Below are 17,600 nucleotides of genomic sequence, written 5' to 3'. Positions count from 1 at the left end.
GGCTCACGGCACTGCCCGCGGGCTTGGGCAGGCGCGCACTCCGTCCGCTTGGACGGAGACCGCGCCTGCCCGTTCGGACGGAGGCTGCCCGCTCAGGCAGACGCTGCCCGAGCGGGACGATTTGTCCGAATCCTATGGTCGGCACCCTCTGTGCCGCAGTCCGGGACGCTCATCCTGATCATGTCCATCGCGGTGCTCGCCCCGCTGCTGTCCCACGGAATCGGCAGCCGGTCCCGCTCCTCATGGTGCGAAGAGGAGCGGGACCGGGACCGGGACGAGGTGAGGGCGCGCGGCTAGCCGATGGCTCCGACGGTGAGGGTTTTTCCGGTGGAGGTGGTGGCGCTGATGCCGGTGGCGGTGCCGTCGAGGCGGTAGAGGAGGCCGGCGGGGGTGAGGGCCCAGATGTCGGGGAGGTCGGTGCTGGTCATGCCGGGGCTGCCGTAGAGGTAGGGGTAGTCGGTGGTGAGGAAGCCGCCGGTGGCGTAGGCCTTGTCGCCGTCGAGGCTGGCGGCGGAGCTGGCCAGGGTGGTCCAGTCGGTGCCGGTGGCCGAGGCGGCGGAGTGGCGCAGGATGAGGTTGCCGGCGGCGGTGCGGTAGAGCATGTCGATGGTGCCGTCGGAGTTGAAGTCGGCGAGCGTGACGAAGTCGCGTCCCGACCAGGAGGCGGCGGAGAGCTCGGTGGCGGTGGCGAAGCTGCCGCCGCTGTAACCGGTGAAGATCCACAGGGCGTCGCCCGAGACGGCGAGGAGCTCGGGTTGTTCGTCGCCGTTCGCATCGCCCATGGACTTGATGTCGGTGAGGGTGGCGGGGTCGGGGGCGTTCGAGGGGAGCTGGATCTCCTGGCGCTGGGAGACGTCGGTGCCGCCGTATCCGTCGCCGGGGTAGACGTAGAGACCGCCGTCCGGGGTACGGACGATGAAGTCGGTGATGCCGTCGCCGGGGGCGTAGTCGCCGTTGTGGGTGATCAAGGCGTAGTCGCTGGCGCCGTTCCACCAGTGGCCGATGGAGGTGGAGTCGGTGAGGAGGGTGCCGTCGTCGTGGGTGGTGGCGGTGGAGGCGACGTGGGTTCCGGTGCTGGTGATGCTCTCGATGAAGAGCTTCCCGGTGGTGCGGATGGTGGCGAAGTCGGGGATCTGGTCGCCGGTGTAGTCGGCGGCGCCGTCGGCCACGGCTCTGGGGGTGACGTAGAAGACGAACTTCTTGGCGTTGGAGACGTTGCCTGCGGCGTCGTACGCCTTGATGTAGAGGACGTTGGCTCCGGCCAGGGTGGGGCTGCCGGTGATGGTCTTGGAGGTGATGACGGTGGAGCAGGAGGCGGTGGGGCCACCGGTGGTACCGGAGGTGGAGGCGCAGACCCAGTTGGCGTAGGTGGTGCTGTTGAAGGAGTACGCGAACTTCACCACGTCGACATCGGTGGTGGAGAAGGTGAAGGCGCCGGGGGTGCCGAAGGTGGCCGATGACCAGATGGTGCCGCCTGCGCTGCTGCCGTCGGGCTTGATGTCCTCGGGGAAGACGGTGGAGACGGCCGAGGGGGTGGTGGGGATGGAGGTGTTGTAGGTGAAGCGGCAGACGTCGTCGCCGGTGGTGGGGGCCCATCCGGAGTCGGTTCCGTCGTCGTCCTCGGCCCGTACCCGCCAGGAGTAGTCGTAGGTGTTGGTGAACTTGGTGCCGGCGATCGCCCAGGACGCCGCACCGGTGGTGGTGCTGACCGGCTTGGTGGCGGTGACCTTGGTGGTCGTGCTGTAACCGGTCCGCCAGTACTCGAAGTAGAGGGAGGCGAGGTCGCCGTCGGGGTCCGTGGCCTTGGCGGACAGGGTGATGGTGGACTGCTTGCCGATGTTGATGTACGGGCTGGTGGAGGTGTCGCAGGTGCCGGCGGTGATGGCGAGGTTGGTGGGGGTGTTCGGGGCGCGGAGGTAGGTGATGGACAGGGCGGGGGCGTCGGTGTTCTCGGCCTTGAACTTCTTCCAGGTGTAGGCGTCGGTCTCGGCGGTGGAGCCGGAGGCGGAGTTGGCGCGCAGCCCGATGGTGAAGGAGGTCCAGGCGCCGTCGGCGGCGGACTGGGCGAGCGTCTTGATGTTGAAGTTGACGTAGGCGTCGGGGCAGCTGCTGGAGGAGTAGCCGTGTGCGAAGGACTGCTCGGTGATGAGGGTCTTCCAGGACGGCTGGTTGTTCCAGGTGGTGGACGAGGAGATGGACCCGGTGTGCCACAACTCGACCTGGCGGGTCGAGCACGACCAGGAATGGGTCTCCCGGACCTTGACGGTGGCGGACTTGACGGTGGCGCCCTTGATCGACTTCTTGAGTTTGAGCCTGAAGAATGAGCGGGCGGTGCCCCAGGTGTCGGACTCGTAGCCGACACGGGCCTCGGTGGTGCCGGTGTTGTAGTTCGCGCCGTCGAAGAAGCTGGAGGAGGGGTACTTCTTGTAGGCGGTGGTCCAGGCGTCGGTGACGCCGGAGACCGAGGGGTCGATGAAGACGGGGTAGGCGGTGCCGGGTGAGGCGAGGAGCTGGGTGTCCGGCCGGACGGTGAGGTAGGCGCCGTCGGTCAGGAGAGCCTCGGCGGTGGCGGCGTGGGTGCCGGGGACGGGACCGGCCAGCCCCTGCAGGGCCAGCGTGTCAGCTGTGGACAGGCCGGCCGGGACCGCGTGGGTGAAGCTCGCGGGCTCGGCACTGGCGGTCTCGGTGCCGGTGTCGTCCCCTGTGCCTGTGCCGGTGTCGGTGTCGGTGTCGTCGCCCGTACCGGTGCCGGGGGAAGCGGTGGCGGACGATGATCCGTTGTCCGCGGTGGTTTCCTCCGGGGTGACGGCCTCGTCGTTCTCGCCCTCGGTGATGGTCTCCTCGTCCGCATCTTCCGAGGCCGACGCGCTGGGGTCGGCCTCCGGGCTCCCGGTGTCCTCGTCGGTGGGTTCGGGGTCGTCGCCGATCGTGGTGTCGGGGGTGCCGGCGGAGTCCCACATCAGGGGGGTGGGGGAGGCGGCGACCTCGGTGCCGTCGGAGGTGTGGGCGGTGACGGTGTCGGTGGCCGGGTCGATCTGGAAGGTGAGGTCGGGGGAGGTGAGCCGGTAGGTGAGCTCGGTCAGGGTCTCGTCGGCCGCTGCTTCGGGGGTGTGGACGATCAGTACGTGGGAGAAGCCGGTGTCGCGGGCGGTCAGCAGGAGGTCCACGTCGGGAAGGACGTCCTGGTAGAGGGCCTGGGCGTCGGTGATGACGGGTTCGGGCAGGGCGCCGGGCCAGGACACGGTCAGCTCGTGTCCGCCGGTGGTGAGGGTGACCAGGTCCGACCAGGTGGTCGGGATGGTGGGGGTCGCCGTGTCCTCCTCGGTGGCCCCGGTGTCCGGCTCGTCGTCGGCGGCGGTGTACGCGGCTTGCAGCGGACCGGTGTAACTCGCCTGGCGCAGGCCCGACTTGACGGCACCCCCGCCGCCGTCGCCGCCGCTGCTGCCAGGGCCGCCGGAGGAGAAGGTGACAGGGGCGGGAGAGGCGGTGGTGGCCCATCCCTGTTCGGTGGCGACCAGTCTGGTGTCGATGTCCTGCCACTGCCCGTCGGCGTTCTTGGCGCGTACCGGCTGGGCGTAGGTGGTGAGGGTGAAGGTTCCGTCGGGGTTGGCGTAGGTGGTGGACGACTCGTCGCGCAGCGCGGTCACCTCGACCTTCTTGCCGGTGGCACGGGCCCTGTCCTGGGCGGTGTCCTCGTCCACCGGCTTCACCTTGGCGGCGGGTTGTTCCGGTCCTGCCTCGCGAGTGCCGAAGCCGAGGTCCGATCCCAGCAGGCTCAGGCCCAGAGCGGTCGCCGTGACCGCGGCGACGAGCGCCGCGAGTTGTTTGGTTCGCCGGCGGCCCGGTCTCCTGATCGGCTGCTCGTCCACAGTGTTTCCCGTCCCCTCACACATGTCTCTCTGGCTCCGCCCGAATTCCCCTCCGGCCGTTTTCGGACACACCACGGGCAAGAGGATCGAGGGGGAAGTATCACCCTTCCTGAGGACGGATTTCGAAGAGGCGTCGAATGCTGTGGGAAGTCTGTGAGCGTGCAATTGGGCAGGGGGAGTGTGCGGAGGAAGTGTTTGATGCCCCCCGTGTCGCGAAGCGGGCGGACGCACCGGGGCGAACTGGGTTGATAGGCAGGTCGAGTTACCCGTTTTTTGCTTTGTATATACCAAATAAATAGTTTTCCTTGGGTTGTTGTATGTAGTAACTAAATCTCCCCTCTCTGTTTATGGTTGGGCTCTTTTCCGCTTTGGGTGTCAATTGCGCCGTGATCGATTCGATACAAAAACTTCCTGATATTGACCAAGGATCCTCACAGCGTGTAGAAATCGCGCTCATACAAGTCGTGTTGTGATGCCGCCTGCCCCGATCTCCGTGTTGTCGAGGGGGATTTCGGGATTGCGTGGGTCGAGAGGGCGGGGTCGGCGGTGCGGGGTGCTTCCTGGCGGGGTCGCGGGGCGTTGAGGATGACGCGGGCGCGAAGGGCGCGAGTCCGACTGACGGTTGTGGCCGGTCCGTTCCTGGCGCTGATGCTGGGGACCTCACCGATGGCCTATGCCCTGCCGGGCGGGGACGACGCCCGTACCGGGGTGGACCTGGTGGACCTGCCTGAGGCCGATGCGCTGGCCGAGGACAGCGCCGCGACGACTTCGCTCGAGTCCTTGGAGACGGTGACCTCGACCGCGGTCGACGACTTCCAGGCGCTGTACACCGATCCCATCGAGGGGGGTTCGGCCGCGGCCAGTCTGACCGGCCTGGAGGCCGGGGAGCTGGTGCAGGTCACCGCCACGGACGGCACGGTCCCGGTTCAGATCGGCGCGCCGAAGGACGCGACCTCGGCGGAGGCGACCGCCCTGGAGGGCAACTGGTCGGTGGCGATGGCCTCGGACGCGGAGGCGGACGCGGCCGGTGTCGAGGGCGTGGTCCTGGAGGTCGCGCCGCCCGCCACGGCGACGGGCGAGGCGGTCATCGCGCTGGACGCGGCGGACTTCTCGCAGAACTACGGCGCGGAGTGGATGGACCGCCTGGACTTCTGGATGTACCCGTCCTGCTTCCTCACCACCCCCGATGTGGCGGGCTGTTCGGAGCCGACCGCGGTGCCCACCGAGGTGGTGTACGACCAGGTCGCCACCACCATCACCGACACGACCGTCGACGAGGACACCGGGGCGAGCACCACCACCGAGAAGGCGAGCACCGACCTCGCGCCGACGGTACACGTCACGGTGGACGTGTCGGCTCTGGTGGTCGATCCGACCGCCACCACGGCTACGGGGACGACGGCTGCCGCGACCGGTGCAGGGTCGGTGTCCGACGCCCTCTACACTCCAGCGACCGATGACACCGACTCCGGCATCCGCACCATCGCGAGCGGCTCGTCGGGTTCGGGTGCGCTGGTGGGTACCTCCTCGGGATCCGGCGCGGGCGGTGACTTCGCCGCGACCCCGTTGCCCGCGTCCGGTTCGTGGTCGGCGGGGTCCTCCTCTGGGGCGTTCACCTACTCCTATCCGTTGGCCGGTCCGGCGGTGCCGAACGGGCCGACGCCGAACGTGGCCTTCTCGTACAACTCGCAGTCGGTGGACGGCAAGACCTCCTCGACGAACAACCAGGCGTCCGGGATCGGCGAGGGCTGGTCCTGGGATCCGGGCAGCGTCACCCGGACGTACACCTCGTGCATGCTGGACGCGACCGCGGGAGCGAACAACAAGGGCAAGTCGGCCGCTGACCTCTGCTATGGCACCCAGAACGCGACGCTCACCCTGAACGGGACGACCACCGAACTGGTCTATGCGTCCGGCGGGTGGCGGACCGCGAACGGCGACAACACCAAGATCGAACTGCTGAAGGACACCTCGAAAGCCAACGGGGACGACGACGGCGAGTACTGGCGCATCACCGACACCGCGGGTACCCAGTACTACTACGGGCTGAACCACCTCCCCGGCTGGGCGTCCGGGAAGGACACCACCGACTCGGTGTTCACCGTGCCGGTCGCCTCCAACCACGAGGGTGAGCCCGGCTACGACGCCACCTTCAAGGACTCCTTCCAGGACCAGGCCTGGAAGTGGAACCTCGACTACGTCGTCGACGTCAACGGCAACGCCATGTCCCTGTGGTGGGCGTCGGAGACCAACCACTACGCCCAGGCCTTCGACTTCGACAACCCCGTCGCCTACGAGCGCGGCGGCTACCTCAAGCGCATCGACTACGGGCAGCGCGCCGACACGATCTACTCCGCCGAGCCGCTGGCCCGGATGACCTTCACCGCGGACGAGCGGTGCATGGAGTCCGAGACCAAGTGCGCCTCGGACCACTTCACCTCCGGCAACTGGTCGGAGAACTACATCTGGTACGACACCCCCGCGGATCTGTATTGCGGCGCGTCGGGGGAGTGCATGACCCCGTCGCCGACCTTCTGGTCCCGCAAACTGATTACCGACGTGACCTCCTGCACCCAGCGAGTCCAGGGTGCCTCTCTGACCCCGTACGACCCGAAGACCGGGACCGGCGACCAGCGCGCCTGCGCACTGTCGGGGCAGACCAGTACCCCCCTGGCCAAGGTGGACAAGTGGGCACTGAACCAGTCCTTCCCCTGGGACAAGACCGGTCACTACACCGCCCTGTGGCTGGAGTCGATCACCAGAACGGGTTACGGGGTCGACGGGTCCACCGAGACCCTGAACCCGGTGTCCTTCCACAGCAAGCTCCTGGCCAACCGGATACCCACCGGCCCCACCGACGAGGGCCCGACCTTCGACCGGCTGCGCATCGACACGGTGGTCTCGGAGTACGGGGGTGAGACCCAGGTCACCTACTCCACCCCGACCGGGGCGTGTGCCTCGGGCACCGGCTTCCCGGACGTCGACGAGAACCAACTGCGGTGCTTCCCGGTGTATTGGCACGCCGACCCTGACTTGGCCGATACGAAGATCTCCTGGTTCCACAAGTACGTGGTCAAGCAGGTCATCGAGATGCCGAACATGACCGGCGTCGAGAACAAGACCACCACGTACGACTACAGCACCTACAGCGACGTGATCGACGGGGCGCTGTGGGCCTACAACCGGGCCGAGGGTACGCGGAAGAAGACCCGCACCTGGGACCAGTGGCGTGGCTATCCCCTGGTCACCGTGACTGTCGGCTCGGACATCACTGGTTCGAAGGCCACGAAGACCGCCACTCGCTACTTCCGCGGTATGAGTGAGGACCTGTATGTCTCGGGCAGCGGGGACAGCGCGGCGTGGAAGACCCGTTCGTACTCCCTGACGGACGCCTCCGCGGTGTCGATCAAGACGGACAAGGAGGCGTACGCGGGCATGGTCGCAGAGGCGATCGTGTACGCGGACGGATCGTCCGGCGCGGACTGGGTGTCGCGGACGGTCAATATCCCAGGCGACCCGACGATCCTTGCCACCCGCGTCCGAGGAGTCGCCGACACCGACACCGGCCGTGTGATCACCGACGACCCAGACCTCAACGCCTGGCGGGTCACCCTCGACACCACCAAGACCATCACCAGGTCCTCGGGCAAGGGCGACGACTCCTCCCCCTTGCGCACGGTCTCCACCCAGACCGACTACGACTCCTACGGCCTGCCCACCAAGGTCGTCTCCAACGGCGACCTCGGGGTGTCCGGCGACGAGTCCTGCACCTACACGTCCTACGTCAACGACACCACGCTGAACCTGATCGGCCTGGTCTCCTCGACGATCTCGGTGAGCGGGACGACCTGCGCGACCAGCCTGTCCTCGTCGACCGCGTCCACCCTGCTGTCGGCCTCGAAAATGGCGTATGACGGGGCGGCCGCGGCCTCGACCACCCAGACGCTGACCAAGGGCCAGGTCACCAAGGTGTGGGACCCCGTCGCGGCCGGCACCACCTGGAACACCATCCCGGCCTCCACCACGGTCTACGACGGCTACGGGCGGGTGACCTCCTCCAAGGACTACCAGGACAACAAGGACACCATCACCTTCACCCCGGCCGAGGGGCAGGTGTACTCGGTCACCTCGACCAACGCCCTGACCCAGTCCTCGACCTCGACCCTGGATCCGGGCCGCGGAGTGGGGCTGACCGAGAAGGACGCCAACGGCAACATCTCCTACGTCGCCTACGACCCGCTGGGCCGGGTGTGCGCCGGCTGGGAGGCCGGGACCACCCCGAACGCCACCTACGGGCGGGTGTGCGAGGAGGACCTGCCCATCGGCGACGACGGCGAGACCCCCAGGACCTGGGACGAGCAGTCCACCGGCAAGCCGAACGCGACCTTCGTCTACAACACCGACCCCAACAAGCCGGTCTCGGTGGTCACTTCAGGCCTGAAGGACGACGGCACCTACACCGACACCACCGTCATCTACGACGGCCTCGGCCGGGTACGGCAGGAGCAGACCGGCGCGGTGGGCGGCAAGGGCCGCCTGATCACCGACACCGTCTACAACGACAACGGCCAGATCGGCTCCACCAACAACGCCTACTACACCGACGGCGCCCCCGACACCTCGGTCTTCGCCCCCGCCTCCACCTCGACCATCCCCAACGCCACCCAGTACACCTACGACGGCTTGGGACGCACCACCACCATCACCCCCGTCTACAACTCCTACGTCCAGGACGGCACCACCGACACCGACGGCACGAAGACCGAGAACCGCACCACCACCTACCTCTACGGCCTGGACCACACCACCGTCGTCCAGCCGACCGGTTCGGCGTCCTCCCGCACCTGGGTGGACGCCCTGGGTCGCACCACCCGGATGGACACCTTCTCCTCCAAGTCCGCCGCCCAGTCCAACTCCTTCACCGCCGCTGACTTCAACTCCACCCGCTACAGCTACGACGCGCGCGGCGACCAGACCACCGTCACCGACAGCGCCGGAAACGTCTGGAAGACCACCTACAACGCGATCGGCCAGCCGCTCACCTCCACCGACCCCGACACCGGCACCACCACACTCACCTACGACACCCTGGGCCGGGTCGCGACCTCGAAGAACCAGACCGGGTTCACCACCAAGACCAGCTACGACGCCCTGGACCGCCCCCTCCTGGTCGAGGACAACAGCACCGGCACCGACCTGCTGTCGTACACCTACGACGCCACGACGGTCGCCAACGGGGTCGGCCAACTGGCCAAGGCCACCCGCTACACCGACGGGAAGGCGTACACCACCTCGGTCGGCGGCTACACCGTGGACGGCAACCCGACGGCCAAGACCCTGACCCTGCCCGCAGTGGCGGCGGGGCTGCCCTCGACGGCGGAGGGCTTCAGCACCACCTACACCACCAACTACGCGTACACCGACTCCGGGCAACTGGCCTCGTACACCACCCCCGCCATGGGCGGCCTGCCCGAGGAGAAGGTGATCGTCCGCTACAACGCAGACGGGCTGCCGATCTCCACCTCGGGCACCGACTGGTACACCTCCGAGACCTCCTACAGCGTGTACGGGGAGGTACTGCGCACCACCACCGGTGAGCAGGGCGCGCGAGTGTGGACGACCAACCTGTTCGACGAGGCGACCGGACAGGCCGAACAGACCCTGGTGGACAGGGAGTCGACCTCGGACGCGACCTCGGGCCTGACCGGACACCGGGTCAACGCCCGTAACTACGTCTACGACGTGTCAGGCAACATCACCTCCACCGCCGACACCTACGCGGCCGTCGTGGACCGCCAGTGCTTCACCTACGACGGGATCGGCCAGCTCACCGAGGCCTGGACCACCCAGCAAACCGGGTGCACGGTGCCGGTCGCCGCCGACGGCACGGTGAACGTGACCGCCGCCAACGCCGGGTACTGGCAGTCCTACACCTACGACGAGCTGGGCAACCGCGAGACCCTGAACACGCACAACACCGAGGTGTCGTTCCTGCTGAACGGGACGGTGAACACCTCGGCCGACTCCACCACCTCCTACGTCTACGGCACCGAGGACGCCACCTCGGGCTCGGGGGTGGCCCAGCCGCACACCCTCACCTCGATGGAGTCCCGTTACACCAACGCGGCGGGGTCGGCGATCACGGCGGCCTCCGCGCTGGAGTCCGACGACCTGGGGCAGACCACCTCCCGGACGATCGGCGGGGACGAGCAGGAGATCTCCTGGACCTGGGACGGCAAGGCCCAGACGGTCTCGGGCTTCGGAGCCGCCGGCAAGGGCGCGTACACCTCGGGGCTGAACTCGGGCATGTGCATGGACCTCTCCCTGGGGTCCACCACCGCCGGGACCGCGATCCAGATGTGGCCGTGCAACAGCACCAAGCCCCAGCAGTTCCGTATCGAGGACGCGAACACCACCGACACCACCACCAAGGGTGCCCTGCAGGTGTTGGGGGCGTGCGTGCAACCCGCGGGGAAGGCCGTCACGGCCGGTACCGCGGTCGTCGTCGCGGCCTGCGACGACACCGCCGCCCAGCAGTGGACGGTCACCGCCACCGGGGCCCTGAAGTACGCGGCCACCTCGATGTGCCTCGTCTCCCCGGCCAACTCCACCACCACCGGCGTCGATCTGGTGCTGGGCACCTGCGACAACAGCACCGCCCAGGCATGGAACCCGGCGGACGAGACGTCCTACCTGTACGACGCGTTCGGCAACCGGATCATCTCCACCACCACGGGCGACCGCACCCTGTACCTGGACGACACCACCCTGTCGCTGCGTGCCACGGGCGCGGTGAACTACGTCGAGCGGTCCTACGTCCAGCCGGGCGCGCCCACGGTGGTCCGCCGCGGTGCGGGGGAGACGAACCTGTACGCCCTGGTCACCGACCACCACGGCACGCCGATGGCCGAGATCCGGCTCACCACCGGCAACCAGACCCGCTTCTCCCGCCTCGATCCGTACGGCAACGAGCGGGTCGAGAACGCCGCCTGGCAGAGCCACACCGGCTACGTCGGCGGCACCGACGACAACACCACGGGCCTGACCCACCTGGGAGCCCGCGAGTACGACCCGGCCACCGGTCGCTTCCTCTCCGCCGACCCCGTACTCGACCTCACCGACCCCCTCCAGGCCAACGGCTACACCTACTCCAACAACAACCCGGTCACCCACGCCGACCCCACCGGCCTGACCTCCACCGCGTCCGACTACGACGCCGCCGAGGCTTCTCTGGACGCCCAGATCGCCGCCCAGGAGAAGATCCTGGCCGGGTCCGTGACGGACATCGTGCGGACCTACGGATGGGCCCTGTTCAAGGAGTTCATCGGCTGGAACGACGTCGTCAGCTGCTTCACCCAGGGCGACCTGTGGGCCTGTGGTTCCCTCCTGCTGGACGCCATCCCCTGGGCGAAGGTCTTCAAGCTCGCCTACAAGGTCGCCAAGGTCGTCGACCGCATCATCAGCGGCATCAAGGCCCTGAACAAGGCCAAGGACGTCGCCCGCAAGACCATCGCCAGCCTGAAGGCCGCGAAGGCCGCCGTCCAGCGGGCCAAGGCAATCGCGAAACAAAAAGCCGCCGAAGCCCTGAAGAAGGCCAAGGAGAAAGCCCTGGCGGCGAAGGCCGCGGCGAAGAGGAAAACCGGCACCGGCTCCAAGGGCACGGCGGGCAAGGCCGAACAGACCAAGGCATCCGCCGGCGCCAAGTCCAACGACGCGAAGAAGGCCAAGGACAACCACGCCGACGGCGGAGACAGCACGGACGCCGACGACAGCGGATCGGCGGGGTCCTGCGAAGTCCCTCACAGCTTCCTGCCCGGCACCAAGGTGTTGATGGCCGACGGCACGACGAAGCCGATCGAGGACGTCGAGAACGGCGACCAGCTGGCCGCCAACGACCCCGAGACCTCGACGACCTCGGCCACCGAGACCGCCGTTGCCACCATCACCACCTACGACGACAAGGACTTCACCGTCCTGACCGTCAAAACAACCGACGGCACCACTTCAAAACTGACGACCACCGACACCCACCCCTTCTGGGTCACCGACCCCGCCGCCGATCCCACCGACGGCACCTGGGTGGACGGCGGCCACCTGAAATCCGGCCAGTGGCTCCAGACGAGCGCCGGCACCCACGTCCAGATCACCGCGATCACCCGCTACACGAAGACCCAGGTCACGCACGACCTGACCGTCAGCAACGTCCATACGTACTATGTGCTGGCGGGGGCTGCGCCGGTCCTTGTCCACAATTGCAACGGAAAGCTCGCTGACCTTCCGGTCCATGAGAAGCCGACGCGTTTTTATGCAAAGGCGAGTGAGATGTTGGACCGCATTCAGGGGAACCCTGCGACTCGCGAGCAGATGTATGGCAGCGCCGATGCAGGGCATGGCGGTGTGACATCGCTGAGTAATGATGACCTGATCCGATTCGGCGGGCCGAATGGGCATGAACCAATTACCGGGTTCAGGGATTTCGCTCCTGGGGATGATATAAATCTCCCCGGATCCCGGCTGCATATCGCTGACGGGAATAACAGAACCGAGGAGATAAGGAACCGCGTTCTGGATGGGCGGATGCACCCGGATACACTCATTGAAATGATGATTGGAGGGAACTAGTGGAGGTATGGGCTGTCCGACTGGAGTCCTCCGTGCACTTCACGGCCTACGTGCTGCGTGGGGATGGTGAGCTTCCCGAGAGGACCTGGGTATGCCTGCGGTCCCCTGAATCACTGCCGCCGGTGTCCTGGCTCGGCTGTTGGAGCACTCAGGAGAGGGTCGATGCTGGCCAGGTGGGACAAGTAATGGATGCCATCCAGCAATCGATTGGAGAGCCCGTGGCTGTCGGTCCTTATGGGCCAATAGTCAGAGCTTCGATCTACTTCGATTCTTGGGATTCTTGGGGAGGTGGGTCTCCGCGTCCGATTGTTGGGTTCCGGCCGTGGGAATCCAATCCAAGAGGGATCGAAGAAATAGGCATTAAATCTCTTGACTTCTCGCGCGCAGGTGTGCGGGTCGAGGTTTGAGATGCCTTGCTGGGATGATTCCCCGTAGGGTTGTCTGAGAAATTACACTGCTGCCCTCACCGGAGAATCCGGTGAGGGCAGCAGTGGTCCGGGATGGGGCTTGACGGCAACGTCAGCGGACGACGGCTGCAGCGGGTGGGCCAGCTGGTGGTCACGCCATCTGTCCGAGGGGCCAGTGCCTCGGAGGTCTGGGCTAAGGCAGGGAGGCCGAAGGTTCCCGGATCAGATATCGACCATATTTTCGATTTGCAGTTGGGCGGAGCAGACGACATCGCGAACATGTCACCTCTCGATGCGTCGGTGAATCGAAGTCTCGGCCCGCAGATCGCGGCAAAAATTAAACAGCAAGGACTCAGTTCAGGTGACCTTGTCTGCAAGGTGACAATCGGGCCTCGAAAATGTTAGCCACTTAAACCATCAAGGAATTCCACGGAAGAGGACTCTACATGGGCGCGCAAGGTCAAGAGGTGTCCTGTTTGATCCGTACGAACGCTGGCATGTGCGCTCTGTGGCAGCCGGAAGCGTTTGCACACATCAGAGACTTCGATACTTGGGAGGATCAAGTCGCAGAGGACTCTGCGTTGGTTCCCCACATCGCTAATGGTGTGTTCGTCCCGATCAACATCGGAGGCGATGGAGTTTTTCAGTCCGTTGTTCGGCTCGACGAGGCGGCTGACGCGCTCAGCGAGCGTGAAACTCCATATCTTGTTGTTTCCTCCGAGGAATACCTTTTGCGGTCGAATGGGGCTGTCCTGATTGGTGGCCTTGAAGATGTTGGAGAAATTGGATCAACCGAGTCGGTTGAAATCCCGGTGGCGGCAGGAAGATACCGCGTGCGGGTCAACATGATTGACTGGAAGGCCGACCCGAACTCTGTTGATGCTTTTGGAAAAGCGTCAGCCGAAGCGCTTCCAGATTTCATCATTCAGATTGCGCGAGAAATTTCGCATGATGCTGCCTATCGAGTTAATGTTGAAACTTTCGATCGGCCATAATCTCGACATTTTAGCACCTCGGCAACGGTGAATCCTTTCGTCACGATCCCATTTCGGCGGGAAATTATTTTCGATCGGTGAATGGTTCGGTCATTCACTATTTTTGCTTTTTCTTTATCTTCGGACATCACGCAGAGTCAGGAAGCCTTGCTCGGCCGTGGACTCGTCGAGTGGAGGACGGCTTCGACGATTTCGCGCTGGCGGTCCGGGGCGTTACCGGTCCGCTGTTAGACGGCGAGGCGCAGTCGGCCAGGCTGTCGTAAGGGCGGCGTGGCGTGTGAACAGGTTTGGCTGGCGGTGTGTCAGTCATGGGCAGTGCGACAGAGAAAGCGAACAAAGCACATCGTGAACAGCTCCGGCATACGCCACCCCCGCTCCGCCGCCCGTGCCCGTACGGGTGCCCTGGCCGCTGGCGCCCTGATGTCCCTCGCGGCGCTCACCGGCTGCGCCGGTTCCGACAGCGGTGACTCTGCCGCCACCGATGTCTCCCCGTCGGAGTCCGCTGCGGAGACCTCCGTTGCCGCCTCCGCCGTCAAGCCGCTGACCGCCGCCGAGTTGGAGACGGCGGCGCTGGTGAAGGCGGATCTGACCGGGTACGAGGTGGCCACCCCCGACAAGGCCGAGATCACTGCCGCGGATGCGGTGAAGGTGAACGGGGAGGAATGCGTGCCGTTGGGGCGTGCGGTGGCCGGGACCGCGGTGGGGCAGCCCGCGGCGACCGCTCACCGGCGGGTGACCGGTGCCCCCTCCGAAGAGGCGCCACTGGACATCAACACCGGCACGGTGACCCTCGCCTCCTACGCGAGCGCCGATGAGGCCACCGCCGCGTTGAAGTCCGTCGCCGACGCGGTCACCGCGTGCGCGGGCGGCTTCCAGTGGACTGCCGGCGGCGAGCAGATGGACGCGAGCAAGGTCACCAAGGGCACCGCGCCGACGGCGGGTGAAGAGGCGGTCGCGTTCACCGCCGTCACTCCGATCGACGGCATCGATGCCCCCTGGAAGGTGGTCGTCTTCCGCGACGGCGCCACCCTCGCCCACTTCACGGTGGCCAACGTGGCCGCCATGACCTCCGGCGAGGACTTCACCTTCCCCGCAGACCTCGTGACCGCCCAGGCCGACAAGCTCGCCTGACCCGCTCACCACACCCCCCGCACGGGGCCGGCGCACCAGGCAGCCGTGTGCGGGGGTGCGGTCGTAGGCGTCGGGCAGGATGTGGCGGGAGTGAGGAGCGGGATCATGCGAAGACGTGCTGTGTGGCGTGGTGGGGTTGCGCTGGTCGGGGTGCTGGCGGTGGTGTCGCTGGCGGGGTGTTCGGGGTCCGAGAGCGGCCCCGTCAGTGGCGACGCGGGCTCGGTTGCCTCCGCGGAGGCGGAGGCGTCTGCGTCGGCCGTTGCCGGCGGAGGCGCGGGCGCGGCGGCTCTGTCGGCGGAAGGGCTGGAAGCGGTCGCGTTGGCGGACGGGCAGGCGGTCGCCGGTGGGACGGTGACGGCGCAGGTGTCGGACCTGGACTTCCCCAACGCCGGGACGGTGGTCGCGAAGAACGCGGTGTGCACGCCGCTGGCCACGGTGCAGGCCGGGTCGGTGCTGGGAGCGCCGGTGTCGGTGGTGCGGCGGATGTGGCTGGGGCCGCAGGAGACGTCCGAGGCGGACCTTGGGGCGGACCCGTCGGACGAGCAGCTGGCGGCCGCGGCGCTGGATGCGACGACTGCCTTCGTTTCGCTGGCCTCGTACGAGCAGGAGTCGGCGGCGAAGACGGTGATGGCCGGGATCGGCCAGGCGGTGCGGGAGTGCGCGGCCGGGTACGACTACACGGTGGCGGGCGACGATCCGGTGGAGACGGTCAAGGCTGCGAAGAAGGGAGCGCCCTCCGGTACCGACGGTGCGGACGAGGTCATCGCTGCGACCCTGACCGTCGCGGTCGACGGGGCGAGTGGGCCAGTGGAGGTGGTCGTGGTTCGGGAGGGTGGCACGATCGGCTACTTCCCCGCCACGAATCTTGCTTCCCAGGCCACCGGGGAGGCCTTTACCGTCCCCGCCGCTCTGGTCCAGGCCCAGCTCACCCGGCTCACCAAGGCCGACTGAGCGAAACGCGCAGCACGAAGCACGAGGGCAGCACGCAGAACGAAGGGCGAAGCCGATGCGGGCAGTGGTGTTCGAGCGGTACGGGGAGCCGGCCGAGGTGCGTGAGGTGGCGGATCCGGTGCCCGCGGAGCACGGGGTCGTGGTGCGGGTCGAGGCCACGGGGCTGTGCCGGAGCGACTGGCACGGCTGGATGGGCCACGACCCGGACATCGCGCTGCCGCACGTGCCGGGTCACGAACTCGCCGGGGTCGTCGAGACCGTGGGCGCCCGCGTCACCGGCTGGCGCCCCGGAGACCGGGTCACCGTGCCGTTCGTGTGCGCCTGCGGAAGCTGTCCCTCGTGTGCCGCGGGAGACCAGCAGGTGTGCGAGCGCCAGACCCAGCCGGGCTTCACCCACTGGGGTTCCTTCGCGCAGTACGTGGCCCTGGAGCACGCCGACGTGAACCTGGTCGCGGTGCCGGAGGAACTGTCGTACGCGACGGCCGCCTCGCTGGGCTGCCGGTTCGCCACGGCCTACCGGGCGGTGGTCGCGCAGGGCCGGGTGGCCGCGGGGGAGTGGGTCGCCGTACACGGCTGCGGTGGCGTCGGCCTGTCCGCCGTGATGATCGCGGCGGCGGCCGGGGCACGCGTCATCGCCGTCGACGTGTCGGCCCAGGCGCTGGACCTGGCCCGGAAGTTCGGGGCGGCCGAGACCGTCGACGCGTCAGGGGCGGCGGACTCGGCGGACGCGGTACGCGAACTGACCGGCGGCGGCGCCCACTTGTCGCTGGACGCCCTCGGGTCCCCGGTCACCTGCGCGGCCTCGGTGAACGGCCTGCGCCGCCGGGGCCGTCACATCCAGGTCGGGCTGCTGCCCGTGGCCCCCGAGATCCCCATGTCCCGGGTGATCGGCCTCGAACTCGAACTCCTCGGCAGCCACGGGATGGCGGCGCACGCCTACCCGCAGATGCTGGAACTGGTGCGGGCCGGCGTGCTCCGCCCCGACCTCCTGGTCACCTCCACCATCCCGCTGGAGGCGGCACCGGCCGCGCTGACGGCGATGGGCACGGCGCCGGGGGCGGGGGCGGGCGTCACGGTCATCGAGCCGTGGAGCTGAGGGACGAAAACCGCCCGCCGCCCGATGGCCGCGGCCCGCACAGGCACAGGCCCGCACACGGCACGTGCCCTGCACGCGGCTGTGCCCCCCCACACGGCTGTGCCCCGCACACGGGCGGGGCACAGAGGACGAATGGGTCAGATGTCTCTATGGGTCAGATGTCTCTACGGCCGCGGTTGCCGGGCCGGGCGGCGACCCAGGCCCGGACGGTGTCCGCGTACCAGTAGGGCTTGCCGCTCTCCACGTGGTCGGGCGGGGGGAGCAGACCGTGCTTGCGGTACGACCTCACGGTGTCCGGCTGCACCTTGATGTGCGCCGCGATCTCCTTGTACGACCAAAGCTTGCGGTCGGTCATGAGTGCACCTCCCTGCGCGTACCGCGGCGGCGGCCGGGGGCGGCCGTCGGGGGAGCCGGGCACTGCGCTGGTGATCAACAAAGCCTGTGCCCGGTGAACGACACAGAGTGAGCAGCGGGAAGTGCCTGTGGTCCGGGTGTGACCCAAGACCCGCGTACACGCGACATGTGTGAC

General features: G+C 67.4%; 8 protein-coding genes. 6 read left to right on the top strand and 2 right to left on the bottom strand.

Annotated elements, in window-relative coordinates; all coding sequences use genetic code 11:
• The first annotated feature begins 150 nt into the window (after nt 1-150).
• A complete protein-coding gene (locus ACFVKT_RS18455; protein ID WP_385732649.1) occupies nt 151-297 on the top strand; it encodes a hypothetical protein in 147 nt (48 codons plus the stop codon).
• Here ACFVKT_RS18455 and ACFVKT_RS18450 read toward each other — a convergent pair.
• Nucleotides 294-3,869: a DNRLRE domain-containing protein gene (locus ACFVKT_RS18450; RefSeq protein ID WP_385732647.1), complete on the bottom strand. Its 3,576-nt coding sequence runs from the start codon at nt 3,867-3,869 to the stop codon at nt 294-296. The two genes, ACFVKT_RS18455 and ACFVKT_RS18450, sit on opposite strands and share 4 nt — an antisense overlap.
• 624 nt (nt 3,870-4,493) lie before the next feature.
• Here ACFVKT_RS18450 and ACFVKT_RS18445 point away from each other — a divergent pair.
• From ACFVKT_RS18445 to ACFVKT_RS18425, 5 genes are all read left to right on the top strand, one after another.
• Nucleotides 4,494-12,491 (top strand): ricin-type beta-trefoil lectin domain protein, encoded by a 7,998-nt coding sequence (locus ACFVKT_RS18445; RefSeq protein ID WP_385732645.1) that lies wholly within the window; start codon nt 4,494-4,496, stop codon nt 12,489-12,491.
• An 853-nt stretch (nt 12,492-13,344) separates the two neighbouring features.
• Entirely contained in the window at nt 13,345-13,893 is a 549-nt protein-coding gene (locus tag ACFVKT_RS18440) for a hypothetical protein (RefSeq protein ID WP_385732643.1), read from the top strand.
• A gap of 345 nt (nt 13,894-14,238) precedes the next feature.
• A complete protein-coding gene (locus tag ACFVKT_RS18435) occupies nt 14,239-15,024 on the top strand; it encodes a hypothetical protein (protein WP_385732641.1) in 786 nt (261 codons plus the stop codon).
• Nucleotides 15,025-15,129: 105 nt separating this feature from the next.
• Nucleotides 15,130-15,975: a hypothetical protein gene (locus tag ACFVKT_RS18430; RefSeq protein WP_385732639.1), complete on the top strand. Its 846-nt coding sequence runs from the start codon at nt 15,130-15,132 to the stop codon at nt 15,973-15,975.
• Nucleotides 15,976-16,030: 55 nt separating this feature from the next.
• Nucleotides 16,031-17,071, top strand: coding sequence for a zinc-dependent alcohol dehydrogenase family protein (locus tag ACFVKT_RS18425; RefSeq protein ID WP_385732637.1), 1,041 nt, complete (start codon nt 16,031-16,033; stop codon nt 17,069-17,071).
• Between the two features lie 154 nt (nt 17,072-17,225).
• On the opposite strand, the gene ACFVKT_RS18420 is transcribed toward ACFVKT_RS18425, so the two are convergent.
• Complete coding sequence (locus ACFVKT_RS18420) at nt 17,226-17,426, bottom strand: helix-turn-helix transcriptional regulator (protein WP_385732635.1); 201 nt, start codon at nt 17,424-17,426, stop codon at nt 17,226-17,228.
• Nucleotides 17,427-17,600 lie beyond the last annotated feature (174 nt).

The organism is Streptomyces sp. NPDC127595 (genome assembly GCF_042671685.1).
Taxonomy (GTDB): domain Bacteria; phylum Actinomycetota; class Actinomycetes; order Streptomycetales; family Streptomycetaceae; genus Streptomyces.
The sequence above is the reverse complement of the archived record's forward strand: the minus strand, read 5'-3'. Positions and strand labels throughout refer to the sequence as shown.